The sequence below is a fragment of the Candidatus Manganitrophus morganii genome (assembly GCA_021651055.1).
GTDB classification, from domain to species: Bacteria; Nitrospirota; Nitrospiria; order SBBL01; family Manganitrophaceae; genus Manganitrophus; species Manganitrophus morganii.
This window is the reverse complement of the sequence record JAJHOH010000001.1, coordinates 1,249,236-1,267,434: the sequence shown is the minus strand read 5'-3', so window position 1 is coordinate 1,267,434 and position 18,199 is coordinate 1,249,236. Positions and strand designations below refer to the sequence as shown.

Genomic DNA, 18,199 nt, shown 5'->3' with positions numbered 1-18,199 from the left:
TATGTAAAAAGAGGAGGTCGAGGATGTCCGATTTGCTTATCGCGCTCCGCTCGGGCGGGGAGAGCCGCTTGAAGGAAGCGAGGGTCCGGGAACTCAAAGAACGCCTGCGCGGCGGGCTGATTCGACCGGAGGATTCCGGCTACGATGAGGCGCGCCGCGTCTACAACGCCATGCATGACCGCCGTCCGGCGATGATCGTTCAAGCGGCGGAAGCGGGCGACGTGACCGCCGCGGTGCGGTTTTCGGCGGAGCACGATCTTTTGCTGGCGGTCCGGGGGGGCGGCCACAGCATCGCCGGTTTCAGCACCTGCGACGGCGGGATGGTGCTCGACCTCGGACGGATGAAAGGGGTTCGTGTCGATCCGGAGCGCCGCACCGCCCGGGCGGAGGGGGGAAGCACCTGGCGCGATTTCAACGACGCCACGCATCCCTTCGGGCTGGCGACGACCGGCGGGATTGTTTCCACCACTGGCATCGCCGGGCTGACCCTCGGCGGTGGGATGGGGCATCTCGCCCGCCGTTGCGGGCTCTCCTGCGACAATCTTCTTTCGGCCGATGTCGTCACCGCCGACGGCCGCTCCGTCACTTGCAGCAAGGAGCGGGAGCCCGATCTCTTCTGGGCCCTCCGCGGCGGGGGCGGGAACTTCGGCGTCGTGACCTCCTTCGAATACCAACTCCATCCGGTGGCCGACATCCTCGGCGGGCCGACCTTCTATCCGCTCGACGGCGACATCCTTCGCGGCTACCGGGCATTGATGGACGAGGCGCCCGAAGAGCTCAATGCGCTTTTGGTGTTGACCCTCGGCCTCCCCGTGCCGTTTCTTCCTGAAAAGTGGCATGGGCGGCCGATGGCGGCGGTGCTGATCTGCTGGAGCGGACCGGCCTCTCAGGACGAAGCGGTCCGCGGGCGGCTGAGCCGCCTGGGCTCGATCGAGGGTCAGTATCTTGAGCGGATGCCCTACCCGGTGATCAACACCCTCTTCGACGAACTTCTCCCCAAGGGGCTCTATCACTACTGGAAAGGGAATTTCATTACCCGTATTGCCGACGGCGCGATCGACGTCCATCTCGACTACGCCGCCCGCATCCCCTCTCTTCAGACGGCGACCATTCTCTTTCCGATCGACGGCGCCTGCCATCGTGTGAAGTCCGACGCCACCGCCTTCGCCTACCGGGATGCTTCTTTTGCCACGGCGCTCGGGCCGAGTTTTTCCGATCCGGCCGACACGGAGCGGAACGTCGCGTGGGGCCGCGCTTACTATGAGGCGCTCCGGCCCTTTTCAGAAGAAGGGGGGTATGTGAACTTCATGTCAGAGGACGATCAGGAGCGCGTCCGCAGCAATTACCGGCAGCACTATCGGCGGCTGGCGGAGATTAAGAAACGGTATGATCCGATGAATCTATTTCATTTGAATCAGAATATCAAACCAGCCTAAAACCTAATTTTTATAGAACACGGAAGGCTATAGGAAGAAAGAACATTCTATTCCGATTTTGGTAAAACCACATCTCTTTGCATCTGCGTAATGAGGTTCTTATATATATTTCTGCGAACTTCGCCTGTGACTTCGATCGGATGCATAAAGGGAGTCAATATGATTGCTGGCAGCCATTGAAAGATAACATTGGCATCGGCTAGCGTATATGAATATTCCTGCTTGCTCCGACTCTAATGCCTGGAGTTAAGGAGGGTTCGGAATGAGTTCATACTTGATGCGGACCTTCCGGCGAAAGTGAATTGGCGGTACTTCGACTTCGTTGTTCTCCTGTCTGAGACCTCCGATAGTCAGAGTAAATTCCTGTTCTGGTGTTGGAGTGGTAGTCGGATATTCCAGCACAAAACATATCCTTTGATGAAAATGCATCGGGCCGCTGGGAGTGACGAGTGTCATCTTACCTTCTGTCAGAAGGGCATCGTTGCAGCGCCAATTGTGTCCAGGTGATACATACGATGGATTCCTGGCAAACGTGGCATAGGAAGGAGGATATGGATCATCAGGTAACGTTAGATATTTGGTTGGTGTAATCTCGCTCTTGCTGCCATCGACGAAGATTCTCACCTGATCGGGATTGAGAGAAAACACCTCATTGTGAAGGGACTCAAACTGTAAATAAATTCTAAAGTCTTCTGTTGGCCTTGTTTTGGTACCGGGAAGAGGAAGAATCGGTACGAGATATCCCATCACAGCAGTAGTCACCCCAGCATTTTGAGGCCGAACCGAAATAGTAAGATCAGGCAATTCTAAAACGCCGTTCGTATTTAGTTTCGTTGATTCAATTTCATCTATGAAGGGATAACTGCTTTGGCCAAAGCTTAGGGCTACACAGCCTTGGAGAAAAACTGCGACGCATAACACAGATAGCAATATAAAGAATGAGTTTCCACGAATATCTTTAGATATCATACGCGGAAGAACATGAGTTAGGAGCAGAGTTGAACCCATTATGGTCGTTGATTCTCAAGGAAGTAATGTTTATTCAATAATTTAAATTGATCCCCTTCTAATGCTTCTAGAAGTTTATACGGGAAATAGCCTGATAGCCCTTCGAGAATATCTGATCCAAAAGGACAGTGATCTGTTTCGCTATGTTCTAATTTTTTGATAAAATCTCTTGGCCCTTCTGGCGAAACTACATATATCTTCAACCCATGTTCTTTTACAGCCGCTGCGATAATCTGGTTAATATGCTTGTCACGGAAGCGGTATCCGATAATTAATATCCTCCTATCTTTCTGAGAAAGAACTTGCTTGAAGATATCAGCGTACCATCTAAGAAGAGGCTCTCTGCTTATTTGATGTTCTTTATCTTTCCCAATCACCATGATATTTGAACCATCTGAGCTTTTCCAGTTGAATGAACCGTGTAACTTTACATAATGTAATTCCAGATTGGATAATTGATCGGCTGGTATCCAAGTTGAGTCATTTCCTCTTATTACCGTGATAAAGTCACCTTCTTGCAGCATAGATTTTCTTCTATCGTTACTTGAGTAATCGGGTATTCGTTTCATCTTCGGAAGCACAAGCGGTTTGTTCGATGAGTTATAAAATCTTTCGACAAAGATATCCTGATTTAGAGTAAAGAAAAATCCAATCGTTCTCATGTCACCGGAAAAACGCTCAATAAATTTATTGACCGCATACATGTAATCTATATTAGGGTGTTTATTGTAATTTAAAATAAGCTGATCTAGTTGTCTATATGCTTCAAGAACTGCGGTCTTTATAGCTGTTCTATCTGAATCAAACCACTTACCTGTCTCACCGAGAAGAACCTCGTTATATATAGACTCATAATCAAAGTCCTTCAGCAGAACATCTTTAATTAATTGTCGGTCCTGAATCTCTGGATGATTAAAAATTTGTGACCACATCCCATCTGCAAGAAATCCACCGAAGTTGTGACTAAACCCCGCACCTGTTAGCAGGATATTTTGAGATATATCCATTATTCCTAGCCCTCTACCATCCCACCCGATCGCGCCAAATCTTCCGTCTTAACTCAATCCCTCTCCACATCCGAGTACCTTCCTGATTTATCTCTTGCATCATAAATCCCTGCGGAAGATAACGGCTCCATCATAACCAAGCCGAAATCAAAAGGAAAGTGTTATCCGTTTCAACCTGGGGCGATATTTTTGCCCGTCTGTTACTTCTTGTTTAAAGGCGCGCATTCTTTTTTGTTGACAGATCGGAAGGCGGCATGATATTTAGGAGTCCTAACTAATTTGGTAGAACCATCTCAGACAAAGACTCGGAGCAGTATGCAACACGACGAATCGTTTCCTATTGAAGAGCGGCTTCTCTTTGGCCTGGAGCAGGTGGTCCAGGCGGTCGGGTTTTTATTGGAGCGCCGCAGCCGGGATTCGGCGATCAGCCCGTTGCAGCTTCGGATCCTTCTGACGCTGTTGAAGACGGGGGCGAAGCACACCGTCGGAGGAACGGCGGAGGAGCTGTCGGTGACCCCCGCGACGGTCAGCGACGCGGTCGCCTCGCTTGTCAAAAAGGGATTGCTCGCCAAGAAACGGGGAACCGAAGACGGAAGGGTGGCCCATCTGGCGCTCAGCGCGCGGGGAAAGCGGCTGGCCGTGTCGCAGACCGTTCCCGACGAGCTGATCGACTTGATTCGGACCCTCTCCAAAGGAGAGCAGGAGTCGCTCCTCCTTGTCTTGATCAAATTGATCCGGGGATTTCAGGAGCGGGGGATGATTCCGATCGCGCGGATGTGCACCAATTGCCGCTTCTTTTCCCCGAACGCGTATCCGAATTCGAAGAAGCCGCACCATTGCGGATTTGTGGAGGCCCCTTTCGGCGATCGCGAGCTGCGGATCGAATGCCCCGACTACGCGGCGCCGGCCGGTCTGAATGTGCTGAAAGATTAAATTGAATATGGGGAAGGTTACGGCGGAATGAAAACATACAAATAAAGGAGCAGTGCATGACACATTTGAAAAAAGCCGCCGCCATCGGCGCCGCGGGCGTTTTGATCGGCTGGATGATCCTGCCGGGCGGGACGTCGGCCGCCACCGTGAAAGTTCATCTCACGGCCGAAGAGAAGACCCTTCCGATTTCCGCCGACGAAACGTATGAAGCCTGGACCTACAACGGAAAAGTCCCGGGCCCCGTGGTTCGCGTGAAGCAGGGGGACCAGGTCGAGTTTACGTTGGAGAACAAAGGGGCCCGGCCCCACTCGATCGACTTCCACGCGGCCCGGATCAATCCCGGAGTGGCCTACCGGAGCATCGGGGTCGGAGAGACGAATTCGTTTACCTGGAAGGCCGAATATCCCGGTCTCTTCGCCTACCACTGCGGGACCTCGCCGATGATCCAGCATGTCGCGAACGGCATGTTCGGGGTGGTCATCGTCGATCCGCAAAAGCCGATGCGGCCGGCGAGAGAGTATGTCCTCGTTCAGAGTGAGTTCTACCCCGACGTCCCCGCCATGATGGAAAAACGGCGCAAGCATGTCGTCTTCAACGGCCGGGTCAATCAATATATCGAAAAGCCGTTGATCGCCAAACCAGGGGAGCTGGTCCGGCTCTACATCGTGAATATCGGACCGAACAACTTCTCGGCGATCCATGTGATCGGGGGGATTTTCGACGCGGTTTATGAAAGCGGAAATCCGGCGAACGCGGTCCGCGGGGTCCAGACCTGGACCATCCCTCCGGCCGGCGGCGCCATCTTCGAATTGACCTTCCCGGAAGAGGGGAGCTACCCGATCGTGACCCACTCCCTTTCCGACGCGCTGAGCGGGGCCATCGGCGTGATCAAAGTTTCCAAGGATGCCGACGGCAAGACGGAGCTGGTGCCGTAACCTTCCCCTCCTTGCAGTCGGCCCGGGCGGCCCCGATTTCCTTCGCGGGGCCGCCTATCACCTTTCCAGCTTATTCGGTTTCCTCCGCCACCCCGCCTGTCTTCGCCAGATCTTCCATCTTGATCTTCTCCGGATTAAACTTCGCCAGCGCCTTGTTCATCCGCTCCAGCGTTTCATTGAACGAAAGCTGCTCGGCATCTTTGGGCCGAAAGCGGATCGGATTGATTCTTGCGACGACGAAGCTGCGAAGGTAAGGGCTGGTCAGTCCGCGGGCTTTTAGAAGCTCGACCCGGCTGCTGACCGTCTCATCCAATCGGAGCAAGGTGTCGGCCCGTTCTTGACGGAGCGCCGTTGCGTCGCCGATCGGCTTCTTGATGAAGGTGTCGACGCGCCGCAGGATCGGATGATACGCCCCGCCGGAGAAACGGGGGCGCGCTTCGTAGCAGAAGCCGAGGGTGATCAGGGCCGCTTCTTCGAATTCGAGCTGATAGGTCTCTTCCGTGGCGTCGCCCAGGCCGGCCAGTTCCCGATACATCCGGACCACTTCCAGCGCCCGCTCGCGAAGGTTGTGCGCCTTCTCGGTATTCAGGGCCAGGATTTGATAGGCGACCGATGCTTCGGGCGCGACGATCGCGATGATGCTTTTGGCGCCGAGGGTCCGCATCGCCGAGAGCCGGTGATGGCCGTTGGGGGTCCAGTATTTCGCGATGCCCTCCTTGTCGATCCGAACGGTGATGATCGGGTCGAGGAAGCGACCGATCTTACCGATCACCCGCTCCAGCTTGAGGACATGCGTTTCGGAGAGATTGCGTTGATAGGGGGTCGGCGACACTTTGTCGATCGGAAGCGCCGCCATCACCAGCCAATGACCGCCGTAGGGCTCCCGGTAGATCGACAAGACCTTCCCGCCGTCGGCTTCGATCTGCTGATGGAGATCGATCACATTTCCCGGCGGTCGCGCGGCCAGCAGCTCGGTCGCCGCCAGCCCCACCGACACCCCCGCCGGCTTCCGCCGTTTTCGAACGGCGCCCGGCGCGCGCGGCTTCTTCGGTTTTTTCTCCGGCATGAGAAATCCCTCAGGAGGGTAACGCAATATCATAGCCTAAGCCGGCATAAAAAGGGAAGCCCTGCCGGCTGAACAACAGGTAAGCGGTCGTACCTGCGAAGTGATTAATACAATGGAGGGCGGACGCCTCCTCCTTCGAGTGGATTGATCGCCCGTGAGAGGCGCTGCTACGCTGGGTTTATCATCGAAGGGGTCCTCGGAGGGGAGCCGCGATGATCCTGTGGAACGCAAGCGAAGGAGGTATGTGATGAAATTTAAAATGATCGCAGTCAGCGTGATGGCAGTTCTCTTCTTGGTCTCCCCGGTTTATGCGCAAGGGGCCGTCGAGCAAGACAAAAAAGAACAGGGAGATGCGATGCAAAACGGCGGCGCGGGCCAGGAGGAGGCCCCGGTCGTGGCCGAGGTGGTGATCATCGAAGTCCAAGAAAAACTAAATGACCAGGGATACGACGTCGGCGCTCCCAGCGGAAAATTGGATCCCGGCACGCAACAGGCGCTCCGTGACTTCCAGAAAGAAAAGGGGCTCCCGCAGACCGGACAGCCCGACGAGAAAACGAGGACCGCACTCGGCATTCAAGAAGACGATACCGGGATGGGGGGCCAGCAAGGGGGCAGCCAGTAATCGAAACAACCGCAAGCACCCACTCCACCAGGCCAAATAGCGAACGCGCTCACGAACAGCGAAGGAGAGAAGGCTGAGGTTGGTTCAGCCTTCTCTCCTCATGATGGTTTCAGCGGTTCAATTAACATGGAACGGAGAACTTACCGCTCGTCTTTCATTTATTCATTTAAATCCCTCGTCTTCCTCCGCCCCCGCGCGCGGTTTCCACTCCAGCGAATAATACTCGCCGCGGTCGCGCCCCCAGGGATCGAACGCGTTGACCACATTCGACAACTCCGGCGCCAGCTCCGGCGCGGTCCGCAGCAGCACCCGCTTGAGCGGGGAGACCTCCACCAGGTGGCCGTTCGGCGTTCCCTTCTCGATTACTTTTCCGTCGGGGCCGTTGTTCGTCACCCACTCGACGCCGAGATGGGTGTAGAACTCGGGGCGGAAGCTGGAGGTGAAGAAGCGGTCGCTGAAGAGACGCCGGGAGGCGTTGAGGATGAAGACCTGGAATTGGGTCTCCGAGATCGCGAAGCCGTGCGGGCGGGTGAATTCCGAGAGCCAGCCGACGACAGTATCGACATCTTCGATATTGTCGACCAGGCTTCCGTCGGGATGTCCGAGGCAGTCGGTGATCGGCGTGCCGTCGTCGTTGACCTGAGCGGAGGTGATGACCTTCGACGCATCGCAAATGTGCTGGCCGTAGACCTCGCGAAGGAGTCCCACCAGTTGTCTTTGTTCAACCCCTTCCGGTGAATCTTTCGGAAGGCGCGGATCGATGAAGTCGTCGAAGCGGGTCAACTGCTTCAATCCGTATTGCCGGCGGAACTCGTTGAAGCGGGGGACCCCCCGCTCGCGGTCGCGGATCAGATCGAGCGCCGGCACATCGAGCCTGTTCGTCGCCGTCTGAAGGCGCGGCATCGGGAGGTTCTGGAGAAACTGCGGCTGGTTCTGGAGGGTGAGGAGACCCAAGCGTTGCCGCCCCATCGAAAGGGCCCAGTTGGCGAGGCCGCGGCTCTCCATCGCCGCCGTCGCTTTTCCGCGGAAAGTTTCGATCACCGGAATCTTGTTTCGGATGACATTCGGATCTCCGGCCTCGCGGAATTCGATCAGGTCGGGGACCAAGGCATGCAGCCGGTAGACGGTGACGAACTCTTCCGGGAAGTTGAAGGGGGAGCCGAAGTGGTTGATCCCGCCGTTGACATGATCGGGGTTCGCGACATTCCAGATGTCGGTCTTCTTCGGATCGAACTTGGCGAGGATTGCGTCATCCGAATAGACCCGGCTTCCGAGACCGAAGATCCCCGGGCCGGATGCGAAGACCGAATACCACTGTCCCGCTTTCCGGGCGTTTTCCGAGGCGCCGAAGTTGTCGATCACGATCTTCTCCAACGCCCGGGAGACGAGGTTGTCGCCGTGGATCAGCCCGCTCCAGTTGGAGTTCATTCCGAGGAAGAGCGGCTCATCGTAGAGGAGCTGCGGGGTCCATTCGATCGTGTGGATTTTGGCGATCTCCGCCGAGACGACCAGCCGCGCCGCCTCGAAGAGCTCGTCGTCGGTGACTTCCTTGTTGCGGATCACCCCATCGGGCCGCGCGGGGTTGCGAAGGCCGGAGTCGGCCTCCGGCATCTCCGCCGCCTGCGTCCGGAAGGCGTCGACGAAGAGGTTGTGCTCGCGTGCGAAGAGGTTGTGATAGAAGCTCATGCCGATCGACCAGTTGTCCGGAAACGCGGTCGCTTCCTGGCCCGACCAGGCGGGATGGATCGGATCGCCGGGCGAAAACGGGGGGAGGTAGCCGTTCTTCTCGCCGGCCGCCTCCCGCTGCGGGATCGAAACCAACAAGAGCTTGGCCCGGTCGGCCGGATCGCGCTTCACCCGGCGGCGCGACCTCTCGTCATAGCCGTAGATCTGAGAGGCGTCCCACCAGGCGGTGACGTTGTTGTTCGTCGTTTTGTAGGCGCGAGTGAGAACGCGCTTGCCCTTGTGGATGAAGGTCGCGGGATCGCTTTCGTCGGCGGTGAGCGATTTTTCCATTCGATCATCCGGACGGCAGCCGAGCTTCGCAGCCTCTTCCGGTGTGATCGGCTGCTCCACATTGGCCACCTTCTGCGTCGCACAGCCGACGGCCATCATCTCCGGCCCGTTCTGTCCTTCTTCCAGATGAGAGAACCAGTCGTGCGTCATGAACTGAATCCAGAACGCCGCCAGGACGTTGAAGAAGGGGGCCTTCTTGTAGTCGCAGTTTGCTTCGGGCGAGTCGCCGGGGAGCCCCTGCCCTTCTCGGCATTTCTCCGGCTGTGACTGCGGGCGGGTGAAAAGCTTCCGGCTGATCACCTGCGGATCGGGGGTGAGCAGACCGAGACGATCGCCGTGACGGTTCCGGGCCAGCTCCTCTTTACCGAGGTCGGGGAAGGTCGCCTCGAATTGAACGTTTCGGGCGAACGGCATCTGTGTCGATCCCATCGCCGGGTTTTTGAGATCGTTGCAGATCCCGGTCAGTGTGCGATGTCGGATCAACTCTCCTCGGCAAAGCTGCGGGCCGTTCCCCCCGACGGCGGAAAAGTTCGGATCGCTCTGCGGCAGACGCATTGTGTCCCAGACCTTCAATGCCGCACCGGGAATGCCGTCGCGTCCCTGGATATAATCGGGATAGGTCCCGCTGTTGTCGAAGAGATTGAATTTGACCAGCTCCACCCGCTGATATTCCAGATCGAGGAGGGCGCCGTCGATCCCGCGGCCGTTCGGATCGAGATGCCGATTGGTCCTGTCGGAGCCGGGGACGCGGCTGTTCAGATCGCCGGTGGCCCAGTAGTTCGACCAATCGAGCCAGGGGGCGCTCCGGAAGGCGGCGGCTTTTTCTCCGCCGCGGCAGCGGGCAGTCGCTTCCTGGACCTTTCCGAGGAACCGCTCGGTCCGCTCGCCGGCGACGGGACGGAACCCGCTCGCCGCCATCTTCGCGCAGCTGTCGAGATCGCGCTGCCCCTCCAGCCGTTTCTTCGCCCCGGCGCATCCACCCATCACGATTAGGATCAACAATAATGCACAGACCGCTCTTTTCATCCTCCCCTCCTTGGTCGAAGCCGAGACGTCTCTTTCCGTCTTGTTCAATGCCGCCTGGTATATCACGCAATGAGATTCAATTCAATAAAAAACAGGGAGAGTCCCCGTGGGCTTGGGCGCGGGCCGATCCCTCCGGAATGTATGCCGGGCGGAACGCTCGGCTCGGGAGGAATGCCAGGGTCCCCGAGAGGGTCCCTTGCTTCCCAAAGCCCACGGGGAGGGGATGCGGCAGCAGATGGGTGGGAATCCCAACGGCGAAGAGAACGCCGAAGGAACGGCTACCGCAGGCTCTGTATTCATCTCTCATCGGGACCTTGCAACAGAGATGCCGCAGTGGTTTATCCGTTCCGAACAGAGACTTTTACTGGAAAGACAAAGGATTTGTGAGTAGAGGAAAGAATGAAGTTTAATTTTAAGAAGAAGCTGAGAAGTTTTCGGATACACCCGATTAAAAAGAATACAGTTTATTGAATGAGGTCGAGGTTTGTAGTAGGGGCGCACCGATGTGTGCGCCCGTCTTTTTCTTTTTCGGTTGAAAGACAGGGCGGACACACAGGTCCGCCCCTACTGATCAATTGATTCCTTGGACGACTTTCTTTTCGAAGGGAGATCCTTTTTTAGTACGGCCCTGTGCTCGGATGGTCACGCCTTGAGGCGGCGGATCGGTCAGGGTGAAGGAGAGCTCAAGGACCTGTTCCCCTCCGGCGGGGAGGGTTCCCTGCCAGTGGGGAACGCCGGCGGTCAGTTCCAAGCCTTTTGAAGAAACGACGGTGAGATGGGTTAAATCGAGATCGGTCCGGGCGAGCAGCGTGACGGTGAGAACCCATCCTCCCCCGGGCGACGGCACGCCGTCAAAGAGGATTTCCAGAGAGATCGGCTCCTCGGCGGAAGCGGAGGAGGGGAGGAAGAGAGTCAGCAGAACAAATCCGATGATGATGGCTCTCCGGAGGTTCACGGGGTTCTCTAGACCGATTGTTCTTTCACGTTGGGACGGTCTGATCATAATCATCCTCATTCCAATTTCCATTAAGAAAAAGAGGCCGATCAGTCGGAGAAGGGAAGGAGATTGAACTCGGTCCGCCGGAGGATCTCCCCCGCCTCGTTGGTGACGATCAGATCGTCGCCGTCCCAGGCGATCGCTTCGGCTTGACCAAAAAAGAAGAAGATGCTCCGGCGTTTGCCGGCGAGATAACGATCTCCATCTTTCGGTTTTTCGAAGAGATGGATGGAATTGTAGGTGAGAACGGCGAGGCGAGATCCGTCGGGGGCGAGGTCCGCGGCGGTGACCAGGCCGTCGATCTCGGTTTTGCCGACATAGGTGACAGTCTGCTCGCGCTCCGGACGCGACAGGTCGAGCCGGTAAAGGAACGTCTCGTCGGCCCCCCGCTCTTTGGTGAGGATGTACATCGCGCCGTCGGCGAAGAAGCAGGCTTCGGCATCCGGTGAGCGAAGGCCGGGATAACGGAAGGGGAAGCGGGCGGCGACATTGACGGTTCGAACGCGCCTCGGATCGACCTCCGGCACCCGATAGACGACGAGGTCGGTCCGGCGGTTCCTGTTGTTTCCGATGTCGCAGAGATAGAGGAACCCGACATCGTCGATCGCGATGTCCTCCCAGTCGACGTTCCGTGTGTTCAGAACTTCGACGGCGCCGATCGACCGGCCGTCCCGGGTGGCGGCGAAGATCCGCGGGCGGTCCCCCGAATCGTTATGCGTCCAGAAGACGCCGTCGAGACGGCGGCTCTTCACCAAGCCGGACGATTCGCTGATGGCGGGCTCTTCGAACCGGGCGTCGGGTGTCTGAAAAAGGGCGGCGCGGCCGATCGAAACCGATCCGGCGAGAAGAACGAAGAGGGCAATGAACCGGACGGCGCGGGAAGCGAGGCGGCTCATCCTTACTTCTTGAAGACCTTCCGAAACCCGCTCAGAAATCCCTTCGGTTCCTGGGCCTGGAGGAGAATTTCGAGCTCGCCGTTATCAAAGAAAACACCTGAGCAGTTGCTGCAGCGATCGATCTTGATCCCGAGATGCTCCACCTCCTGGAGGTCCGAGCCGCACTTGGGGCACTTCATCCAGTGGGTGTTTTTTCGGGCCAGGGCCTCCTCCTCGTCCCGGTGGGAATCGCGCTCTTTGCGCATCTTTTCGATCAACTCTTGGTTCTTCTTGAAAAAATATTCTTCTTCCTGGTTGTAACCTTGCTTTCTCATATCCAATTCCATATGCCTCTTCCTTTCTCTGCGAAGATCCGGATTTAAACGGTTAGAGGGAAACGCCGGCCTGTTTGAAGCGCCGATCGGTTTTCGCTTGCTTCATCCCGGTGGGATGATAACCGAATCGAGGCCCGGATTTCAACGGGGCCCGTCGCCGGAATGCCGAAGAGCGATTCGAAATTCTGCCGCTTAGGACAATACGATCAGCCGCTGATCGTCCTGATCCCAGCGCCAGGCCGGTTCGCTCCCATGAAGATGAACCCCCCCGAGCCGGCGGTCGATCCCGTTCAGCCCGATCGAATCGGCGTGGCCGGCGAGGACGGCCCGGCCGCTGCCGGTGACCTCAAACATCCGTCCCATCGTGAGGAGCGGCGAGGGGCCTGCGGTGAGCCGCTTGAGCGCGGCGTAGAAGATCAGGTCGGTCATCCAGAAGACCTTCTCGCGGCGATTGACCTCCCGGAAGATTCGATCGGGCCGGTTTTCCCCGGAGGCGATCACCTCGAGCGCCCATTGCTCGGTCAGGTTCAACCCGTTCTTCCGTGAGGGAAACTCTTGGAGATGACGGAGCAAGGCGTCATGGAGGAAGGGGAGGGGAGCGGTGCCGTCGCGAAGGAGCCGCTCGATCCCGCTCGGGTCGGGGGAGCAGAAAGCGCTCCAGGCGCGGCGGGCGAGATCGAACTCCGCCGCAGTCACCTCGTGTTCGGTTCCAAAGAGCCGGGTTAATTCTTCGCCGCTTAAATGGCCGAGATGTTTTCCGATGCAGATTAAGAAGAGTTTCGTTTTGCCCAGCTTTTGCCGGGAGAACCAGTCGAGCAGGTAGATGAGATTGATCTGGCAGAAGAGGTCGTGCTCGAACCAGAGGAGCACCCGGTCATGTTCGCGGAAGCGTTCTAGGTTTTGATCCTGTTCGGCGAGAAACGGGAGGGCTTTATCGAAAGGAAGGTAGCCGTTCTCCGCGGCGAACCGCGCGCGGAGTGTTCGCCATTCCTCCGGGGGCAGACCGGCCGGAGTCGGTCCCTGACAGAGCGCATCAGCCCACCGGATGAATTCGCCGGGGAGGCCCGCTTCCTTCAGTTTCGGGAGGATATCATCACCGGGCCGAATGTGAAGCATCGGATTATTCCCACGGCTGCTGAAGCGCTTCCATCACCCTCCGAAGAAGGTCATCGGGGCGGTAGGGCTTCGGGAGGAAGAGGACGTTCGTGAAGTCGAAGGAGTGATCGGTCCGGTGGCCGCTCGACATGATGATCTTCAGCTTCGGGTCGATTTGACGTAGCTGGCGGAGGACCTCTCCCCCCGATCGATGAGGCATCATCACATCGAGAATGACCAGGTCGATCGTTTCTTTCTCTTTGGAGAAGATCTCGATCACCTCCCTGCCGTCCCCCGCCGTCAGAACCTGATAACCTTTTTGCTCCAGAATCGCTCTCCCCAGATCGCGAATCGCCTCTTCGTCATCCACGAAAAGGATCGTTTTTCCGCCGCCCGTGGCCGGTTTTTCGGACGAGGGAGCAATCGATGAAATCGGGGCCTGCTTTGTCCGAGGAAAATAAATCGAGAACCGGGTCCCCTCGTCTCTCGCGCTCTCCAATTCGATCCAGCCTTGATGCGCGGCGACGATTCCGTAGACCGCCGACAGCCCCAACCCGGTCCCCCGCCCGACCTTCTTGGTGGTGAAGAAGGGCTCGAAGATCCGGTGGCGAATCTCTTCATCGATTCCGATGCCGTTGTCGGAGATGGAGAGCCGGACATGGTCGCCGCTTTTGGCGTTGGGGTGCGCTTGGCAATGCGCGTCATCGACGATCATATTTTCGACGCGAATCAGAATCCGCGGCTCCCAGTCGGACGGCGCGGAAGCGTCCGCATTTTTTTCGATCTTCTCCAACAGGGCATCGCGCGCGTTGACGCAAAGATTCATCATCAGCTGGTTCATCTCCCCCGCATCGGCCAATACAGGCCAAAGATCGGCGGCGACGTCGATCTCCATCCGGATTCGCCGGTCGATCGCCTGCCGGAGAAGACGCGCCACCTCTTTGACTTCCATCCCGAGATTTTGCGGCCGCCGGTCGATCGGACTTCGCCTGCTGAATGAGAGGAGTTGTTTGGTGAGCGAGGCCGCTCGCCAGGCGGCCTGTTCGGCCGTATTTACGAGGCCGTGCAATTCGCCGCCGGGAGGAAGCTGATCGAGAACGAGATCGAGGCTTCCCGTGATCGCCGTGAGGAGATTGTTGAATTCGTGGGCGACCCCGCCGGTGAGCTGGCCGACCGCTTCCAGCTTATGGGCGTGCCGGAGCTGATCTTCCAGCTGTTTCCGTTCGGTGATGTCGTTCAAGGTGCCGAAGAGTCCGGTCAAAGCGCCCTTGGCGTCGCGGGCGGTCTGAAGGTAGGTTTCGATCCAGCGAACCCCTCCCTCCTTCGTCCGGTAGCGGGTCTCATACCGGGCCGACTCTTTTTTCCCCGTCGTCAGCGAGCGGAGGTGCTCCTCATTTTTTCGCTTGTCGGGAGGGTGAACGTATTTCCAGAAAGGGGCGCCGAGGCTGGCCTCGACCGAAAAGCCGGTCATCGTCCCCCAGGCGGGGTTGAGAAATTGAAAGCAGCCGTGGATGTCGGCCTGAAAGATGACCTCCTTTACATTTTCCACGACCGAACGGTACTGCTCCTCCGATCGACGCAGATTCCGATAGAGAATCAGGTTATCGAGCGCGTCGGCGATTTTTCGGGAGAGGTCTTTGAAGAGCCGCTTCTCGTTCGGGCACCAGACGCGCGGATGGGAGCATTGGTGCAGACCGAGCATCCACGGTTTGCCGAGCTTGGGCCGAAGGGCGGTGGAGATATGGGACTGGATCGAAAAATCTTTTTGCCACGCCGGGTTTCCCGGGATCGGCCGGTCGGGCCCATAGGTCACCGGCTCCGCCTGATCGAGGGACGACCGGCACATCTCCCGGACCACCGCATCGAAAGGAAGCTCAACGTTCTTGGCAAACGCGCCGGGATATTCCGGAACGGTGCTCTCGACGGGGACGCGCCAGGTGGGGGCGTCCGGATCGCACGGATAAAAAAGCCATGCGCGGTCCGCGTTGAAGATCTGGCGGATCCGCTCGATGACCCGGGTGATCATCTCTTCCACGTCGTTCGTCTGCTCGATGATTTCGGAGATCTGCTGCATCGCCGACATGTAGGCCAATGTGGCCCGCCGGGTCTCCTCCAACCGCTTGCGCTCCAGGGCGGCGGAGATGATCTCCCCCACCATCTTCAAGAGGCGGATGTCCGCTTCGGCCCACCTCTTTTCGGCGCGGATTGAGTCGAAGCCGATAAAGCCGACCAAGGCGCCGCCGTAGGTGACCGGGACCGAAAGAACCGAGCGGACGCCGTCTTGCTCGAAAATCGATTTTTCGGCCGCGGCTTCGGGAGGAAGGTCGGCGATGCGGGGAATATGGATGCTTTCAAAACGGCGGAGTTGGTCCATCCACCAAGGAAAGATGTCGACCGAGAGTCCTTTGACATTGTCGATGATCGAGGCGATTCCTTCGGCGCACCACTCGTGGGTGTTCTCGATCCTGGTCCCCTGATCGGTAAAAAGGTAGAGATAGCTGCGGTCGTCCCCGGCGAACTCGCCGATCGTTTTGAGGGCCCAGCTGATCCCGTGGTCGGTTTCTTCCGGGGGAAGGTTAATGAAGTAGGTGGAGATGGCCGTAATCTGTTTTTCAATGCCGATTCGATGTTGAAGCGCCTCTTCCGGCTTGAATCGCTCGGTCATTGAAAGATCCTTGGAGAGTTGTCTAAAAGAATGGCGCAATCATAACATGACTTTTTTGTTTGATCCACCCTGAATATACCTACTGATATCTAAGCGCCTCGGCCGGATCGAGGTTCGACGCCTTAAAGGCCGGGTAGAGGCCGAAGGTGATTCCGACCGCCATGGCGAAGAAGAAGCCTAGGAAGACGGCGCTCGGCAGGAGCACGGCGTTCCACCCGGTGATGGCGCGACTGGCGAGCCAGCCGAAGCCGAGGCCGAGGCTGGCGCCGAGCAGAATTCCGATGATCCCTCCGATGAGGCTGATGGCGACCGACTCGATCAGAAACTGGGTCAAGATCGCCCGGCGGCTCGCACCGATCGCTTTGCGCAGTCCGATCTCGCCGGTCCGCTCCGTGACCGTGACCAGCATGATGTTCATGATTCCGATCCCGCCGACCAGGAGCGAGAGGGCGGCGGTGCCGCCCAAGATCACACGAAAGGTAAAGATAATCAGCTCGGTGTTTCGGACCAGCTCGTCCTGGCTTCGAATCACGAAATCTTCGACCCCGTCGTGCCGCTGCAGGAGGATCGACTTGATCATCGCGTCGGTCTTCTTCATGTTTCGCCGCTCGTCCACCTTCACGATGAAGGAGTTGAGCTCATCGTTTCCCTTGAAGAGCTTCATCGCCGTTGTCGCCGGGATCAGGACCGTCTCGTCGTAATTGATCCCATGCAGGCTCCCTTTCTCCGCCAGGATGCCGACGACGATAAAGCGATGATCGCCGATTTTGACGTCCTGGCCGAGCGGGTCGGCGCTCCCGAAGAGCTCTTTTACGATCTCGGTCCCGAGCACCGTCACCTTTTTGAATTCAGCGCTGTCCTCCGCGGCGAGGAACCGGCCCCGATCGACGTCGTAGTTTCGTATCTCCCGGTAGGTCTCGAGGACCCCTTCGACCATGCCGCTGTAATCGCGGTCGCCGTATTTAAGGTGGGATTGGAAGTTGATGACCGGCGTGACTTGCTCGGCGTAGGGAACCATCGCTTTGACCTGCTCGATGTCGCCGTAACGGAGCCCTTTGGAGCGGCCCGGGAATTGGCGGAGCTCCTCTTCATTCAACTTCTTGGGACGGATCGAGAGGAGGTTGGTCCCCATTTTTTCGATCATCTCGACAGTCATTTTCTGGCCCCCCTCGACGATCGACGACATGGCGATCACTGCCGCAACGCCGATGATGACCCCCAGCATCGTCAGCCCGGAGCGGAGCTTATTGGTCGAGAGATTCTTGAAGGCATCGGTAAAGATTTCGAAGAAATTCATGAAGAAGTCCCTTATTTGTAGGGCCGACCCGTGGGTCGCCCTTCTTTTGTGAGCGGATCCGGGCGAGGCGCCCCCTCGCCCCTACGAATTCCGTTTCACATCATCCACGATCCGGCCGTCTTTTAATACGATGGTCCGCTCGGCCGAATCGGCCAGCTCTTTGTCGTGCGTCACCATGATAATGGTGTGGCCGTCCCGATGGAGCTGGCGAAGGAGGTCGACGATCTCATGGCCCGATTTCGAGTCGAGATTTCCGGTCGGCTCGTCGGCCAGAATGATGTCCGGGCGGTTGACCAGCGCCCGCGCGATCGCCACCCGCTGCTGCTGTCCGCCGGAGAGCTGGTTCGGCCGGTGGTGGATCCGATCGGCCAGGCCGACTTTGGCCAGCGCTTCTTTCGCCCGGGCCGTCCGTTCTTCTTGCGGAAGACCTGCATAAAAGAGGGGGAGCGCCACGTTCGCCAGGGCGGTCTGGCGGCCTAAAAGATGAAACGTCTGAAAGACGAAGCCGATTTTCCGGTTGCGCACCCGCGCCAGGTCGGGATCGGAAAGATGCTGGGTCTCCTCTCCCTTCAGAAGGTAGGTTCCCGAGGTCGGGCGGGAGAGGCAACCGAGGATATCGAGCAGGGTCGTTTTCCCGCTCCCGGAAGGCCCGATGATCGAAATAAAATCGCCGCTGTCGATCGTAAAGCTGATCCCGGCGAGGGCGCATACCGCGACCTCTCCCATTTGGTAGGTTTTGGTGACCTCTTTCACTTGGATCAGCATGGCTCGGTGCCGGCTAGAAAGTGTGGTGCCGAAGTTAGAATAACAAAAGGAGGATGAAAATTCAATTTTGATCGATGTGGCGTGTCCGATCCGGTCATTGACGCTTAATCACTTTGAGGTA

Annotated in this window: 15 protein-coding genes; 4 read left to right on the top strand and 11 right to left on the bottom strand. The window is 57.7% G+C overall.

Features of this window, described 5'->3' with window-relative positions; translation table 11 throughout:
• Nucleotides 1-23: 23 nt before the first annotated feature.
• A complete protein-coding gene (locus tag MCM46_05645) occupies nucleotides 24-1,436 on the top strand; it encodes an FAD-binding oxidoreductase (GenBank protein MCG3111292.1) in 1,413 nt (470 codons plus the stop codon).
• Between the two features lie 246 nt (nucleotides 1,437-1,682).
• On the opposite strand, the gene MCM46_05640 is transcribed toward MCM46_05645, so the two are convergent.
• Both MCM46_05640 and MCM46_05635 read right to left on the bottom strand, forming a co-directional pair.
• Complete coding sequence (locus tag MCM46_05640) at nucleotides 1,683-2,444, bottom strand: hypothetical protein (protein ID MCG3111291.1); 762 nt, start codon at nucleotides 2,442-2,444, stop codon at nucleotides 1,683-1,685.
• Nucleotides 2,444-3,451: an SIR2 family protein gene (locus tag MCM46_05635; GenBank protein ID MCG3111290.1), complete on the bottom strand. Its 1,008-nt coding sequence runs from the start codon at nucleotides 3,449-3,451 to the stop codon at nucleotides 2,444-2,446. Before MCM46_05635 ends, MCM46_05640 begins: the two co-directional genes overlap by 1 nt.
• A gap of 315 nt (nucleotides 3,452-3,766) precedes the next feature.
• Here MCM46_05635 and MCM46_05630 point away from each other — a divergent pair, with 315 nt between their 5' ends.
• Both MCM46_05630 and MCM46_05625 read left to right on the top strand, forming a co-directional pair.
• Nucleotides 3,767-4,384, top strand: a complete 618-nt coding sequence (locus MCM46_05630) for a MarR family winged helix-turn-helix transcriptional regulator (GenBank protein ID MCG3111289.1) — start codon at nucleotides 3,767-3,769, stop codon at nucleotides 4,382-4,384.
• Between the two features lie 56 nt (nucleotides 4,385-4,440).
• The gene (locus MCM46_05625; protein MCG3111288.1) at nucleotides 4,441-5,319 is read left to right on the top strand and encodes a multicopper oxidase domain-containing protein; all 879 of its coding nucleotides are present in this window, start codon (nucleotides 4,441-4,443) and stop codon (nucleotides 5,317-5,319) included.
• 70 nt (nucleotides 5,320-5,389) lie between these two features.
• Here MCM46_05625 and MCM46_05620 read toward each other — a convergent pair whose 3' ends face one another.
• The gene (locus tag MCM46_05620; protein MCG3111287.1) at nucleotides 5,390-6,385 is read right to left on the bottom strand and encodes a ParB N-terminal domain-containing protein; all 996 of its coding nucleotides are present in this window, start codon (nucleotides 6,383-6,385) and stop codon (nucleotides 5,390-5,392) included.
• A gap of 247 nt (nucleotides 6,386-6,632) precedes the next feature.
• Here MCM46_05620 and MCM46_05615 point away from each other — a divergent pair, with 247 nt between their 5' ends.
• The gene (locus tag MCM46_05615; protein MCG3111286.1) at nucleotides 6,633-7,007 is read left to right on the top strand and encodes a peptidoglycan-binding protein; all 375 of its coding nucleotides are present in this window, start codon (nucleotides 6,633-6,635) and stop codon (nucleotides 7,005-7,007) included.
• A gap of 162 nt (nucleotides 7,008-7,169) precedes the next feature.
• Here MCM46_05615 and MCM46_05610 read toward each other — a convergent pair whose 3' ends face one another.
• The 8 genes from MCM46_05610 to MCM46_05575 all read right to left on the bottom strand — a co-directional run bounded on the left by MCM46_05610 (nucleotide 7,170) and on the right by MCM46_05575 (nucleotide 18,075).
• Complete coding sequence (locus MCM46_05610; GenBank protein ID MCG3111285.1) at nucleotides 7,170-10,049, bottom strand: hypothetical protein; 2,880 nt, start codon at nucleotides 10,047-10,049, stop codon at nucleotides 7,170-7,172.
• Nucleotides 10,050-10,620: 571 nt separating this feature from the next.
• Complete coding sequence (locus MCM46_05605) at nucleotides 10,621-11,004, bottom strand: hypothetical protein (GenBank protein ID MCG3111284.1); 384 nt, start codon at nucleotides 11,002-11,004, stop codon at nucleotides 10,621-10,623.
• A gap of 89 nt (nucleotides 11,005-11,093) precedes the next feature.
• Nucleotides 11,094-11,942: a hypothetical protein gene (locus tag MCM46_05600; GenBank protein ID MCG3111283.1), complete on the bottom strand. Its 849-nt coding sequence runs from the start codon at nucleotides 11,940-11,942 to the stop codon at nucleotides 11,094-11,096.
• Nucleotides 11,943-11,944: 2 nt separating this feature from the next.
• Nucleotides 11,945-12,268: a zf-TFIIB domain-containing protein gene (locus MCM46_05595; protein MCG3111282.1), complete on the bottom strand. Its 324-nt coding sequence runs from the start codon at nucleotides 12,266-12,268 to the stop codon at nucleotides 11,945-11,947.
• Nucleotides 12,269-12,448: 180 nt separating this feature from the next.
• Complete coding sequence (locus MCM46_05590) at nucleotides 12,449-13,372, bottom strand: hypothetical protein (GenBank protein ID MCG3111281.1); 924 nt, start codon at nucleotides 13,370-13,372, stop codon at nucleotides 12,449-12,451.
• A 4-nt stretch (nucleotides 13,373-13,376) separates the two neighbouring features.
• Nucleotides 13,377-16,016 carry a PAS domain S-box protein gene (locus MCM46_05585; GenBank protein ID MCG3111280.1) on the bottom strand — a complete coding sequence of 880 codons (2,640 nt, stop codon included), beginning with the start codon at nucleotides 16,014-16,016 and terminating at the stop codon, nucleotides 13,377-13,379.
• A 79-nt stretch (nucleotides 16,017-16,095) separates the two neighbouring features.
• Complete coding sequence (locus tag MCM46_05580) at nucleotides 16,096-17,313, bottom strand: ABC transporter permease (GenBank protein MCG3111279.1); 1,218 nt, start codon at nucleotides 17,311-17,313, stop codon at nucleotides 16,096-16,098.
• Between the two features lie 81 nt (nucleotides 17,314-17,394).
• Complete coding sequence (locus tag MCM46_05575; GenBank protein ID MCG3111278.1) at nucleotides 17,395-18,075, bottom strand: ABC transporter ATP-binding protein; 681 nt, start codon at nucleotides 18,073-18,075, stop codon at nucleotides 17,395-17,397.
• Nucleotides 18,076-18,199 lie beyond the last annotated feature (124 nt).

Excerpts from the sequence above, each read along its gene's own strand:
- MCM46_05645 (MCG3111292.1), top strand. The coding sequence starts at position 24 with ATGTCCGATTTGCTTATCGCGCTCCGCTCGGGCGGGGAGAGCCGCTTG.
- MCM46_05640 (MCG3111291.1), bottom strand. The coding sequence starts at position 2,444 with ATGGGTTCAACTCTGCTCCTAACTCATGTTCTTCCGCGTATGATATCT.
- MCM46_05635 (MCG3111290.1), bottom strand. The coding sequence starts at position 3,451 with ATGGATATATCTCAAAATATCCTGCTAACAGGTGCGGGGTTTAGTCAC.
- MCM46_05630 (MCG3111289.1), top strand. The coding sequence starts at position 3,767 with ATGCAACACGACGAATCGTTTCCTATTGAAGAGCGGCTTCTCTTTGGC.
- MCM46_05625 (MCG3111288.1), top strand. The coding sequence starts at position 4,441 with ATGACACATTTGAAAAAAGCCGCCGCCATCGGCGCCGCGGGCGTTTTG.
- MCM46_05620 (MCG3111287.1), bottom strand. The coding sequence starts at position 6,385 with ATGCCGGAGAAAAAACCGAAGAAGCCGCGCGCGCCGGGCGCCGTTCGA.
- MCM46_05615 (MCG3111286.1), top strand. The coding sequence starts at position 6,633 with ATGAAATTTAAAATGATCGCAGTCAGCGTGATGGCAGTTCTCTTCTTG.
- MCM46_05610 (MCG3111285.1), bottom strand. The coding sequence starts at position 10,049 with ATGAAAAGAGCGGTCTGTGCATTATTGTTGATCCTAATCGTGATGGGT.
- MCM46_05600 (MCG3111283.1), bottom strand. The coding sequence starts at position 11,942 with ATGAGCCGCCTCGCTTCCCGCGCCGTCCGGTTCATTGCCCTCTTCGTT.
- MCM46_05595 (MCG3111282.1), bottom strand. The coding sequence starts at position 12,268 with ATGGAATTGGATATGAGAAAGCAAGGTTACAACCAGGAAGAAGAATAT.
- MCM46_05590 (MCG3111281.1), bottom strand. The coding sequence starts at position 13,372 with ATGCTTCACATTCGGCCCGGTGATGATATCCTCCCGAAACTGAAGGAA.
- MCM46_05585 (MCG3111280.1), bottom strand. The coding sequence starts at position 16,016 with ATGACCGAGCGATTCAAGCCGGAAGAGGCGCTTCAACATCGAATCGGC.
- MCM46_05580 (MCG3111279.1), bottom strand. The coding sequence starts at position 17,313 with ATGAATTTCTTCGAAATCTTTACCGATGCCTTCAAGAATCTCTCGACC.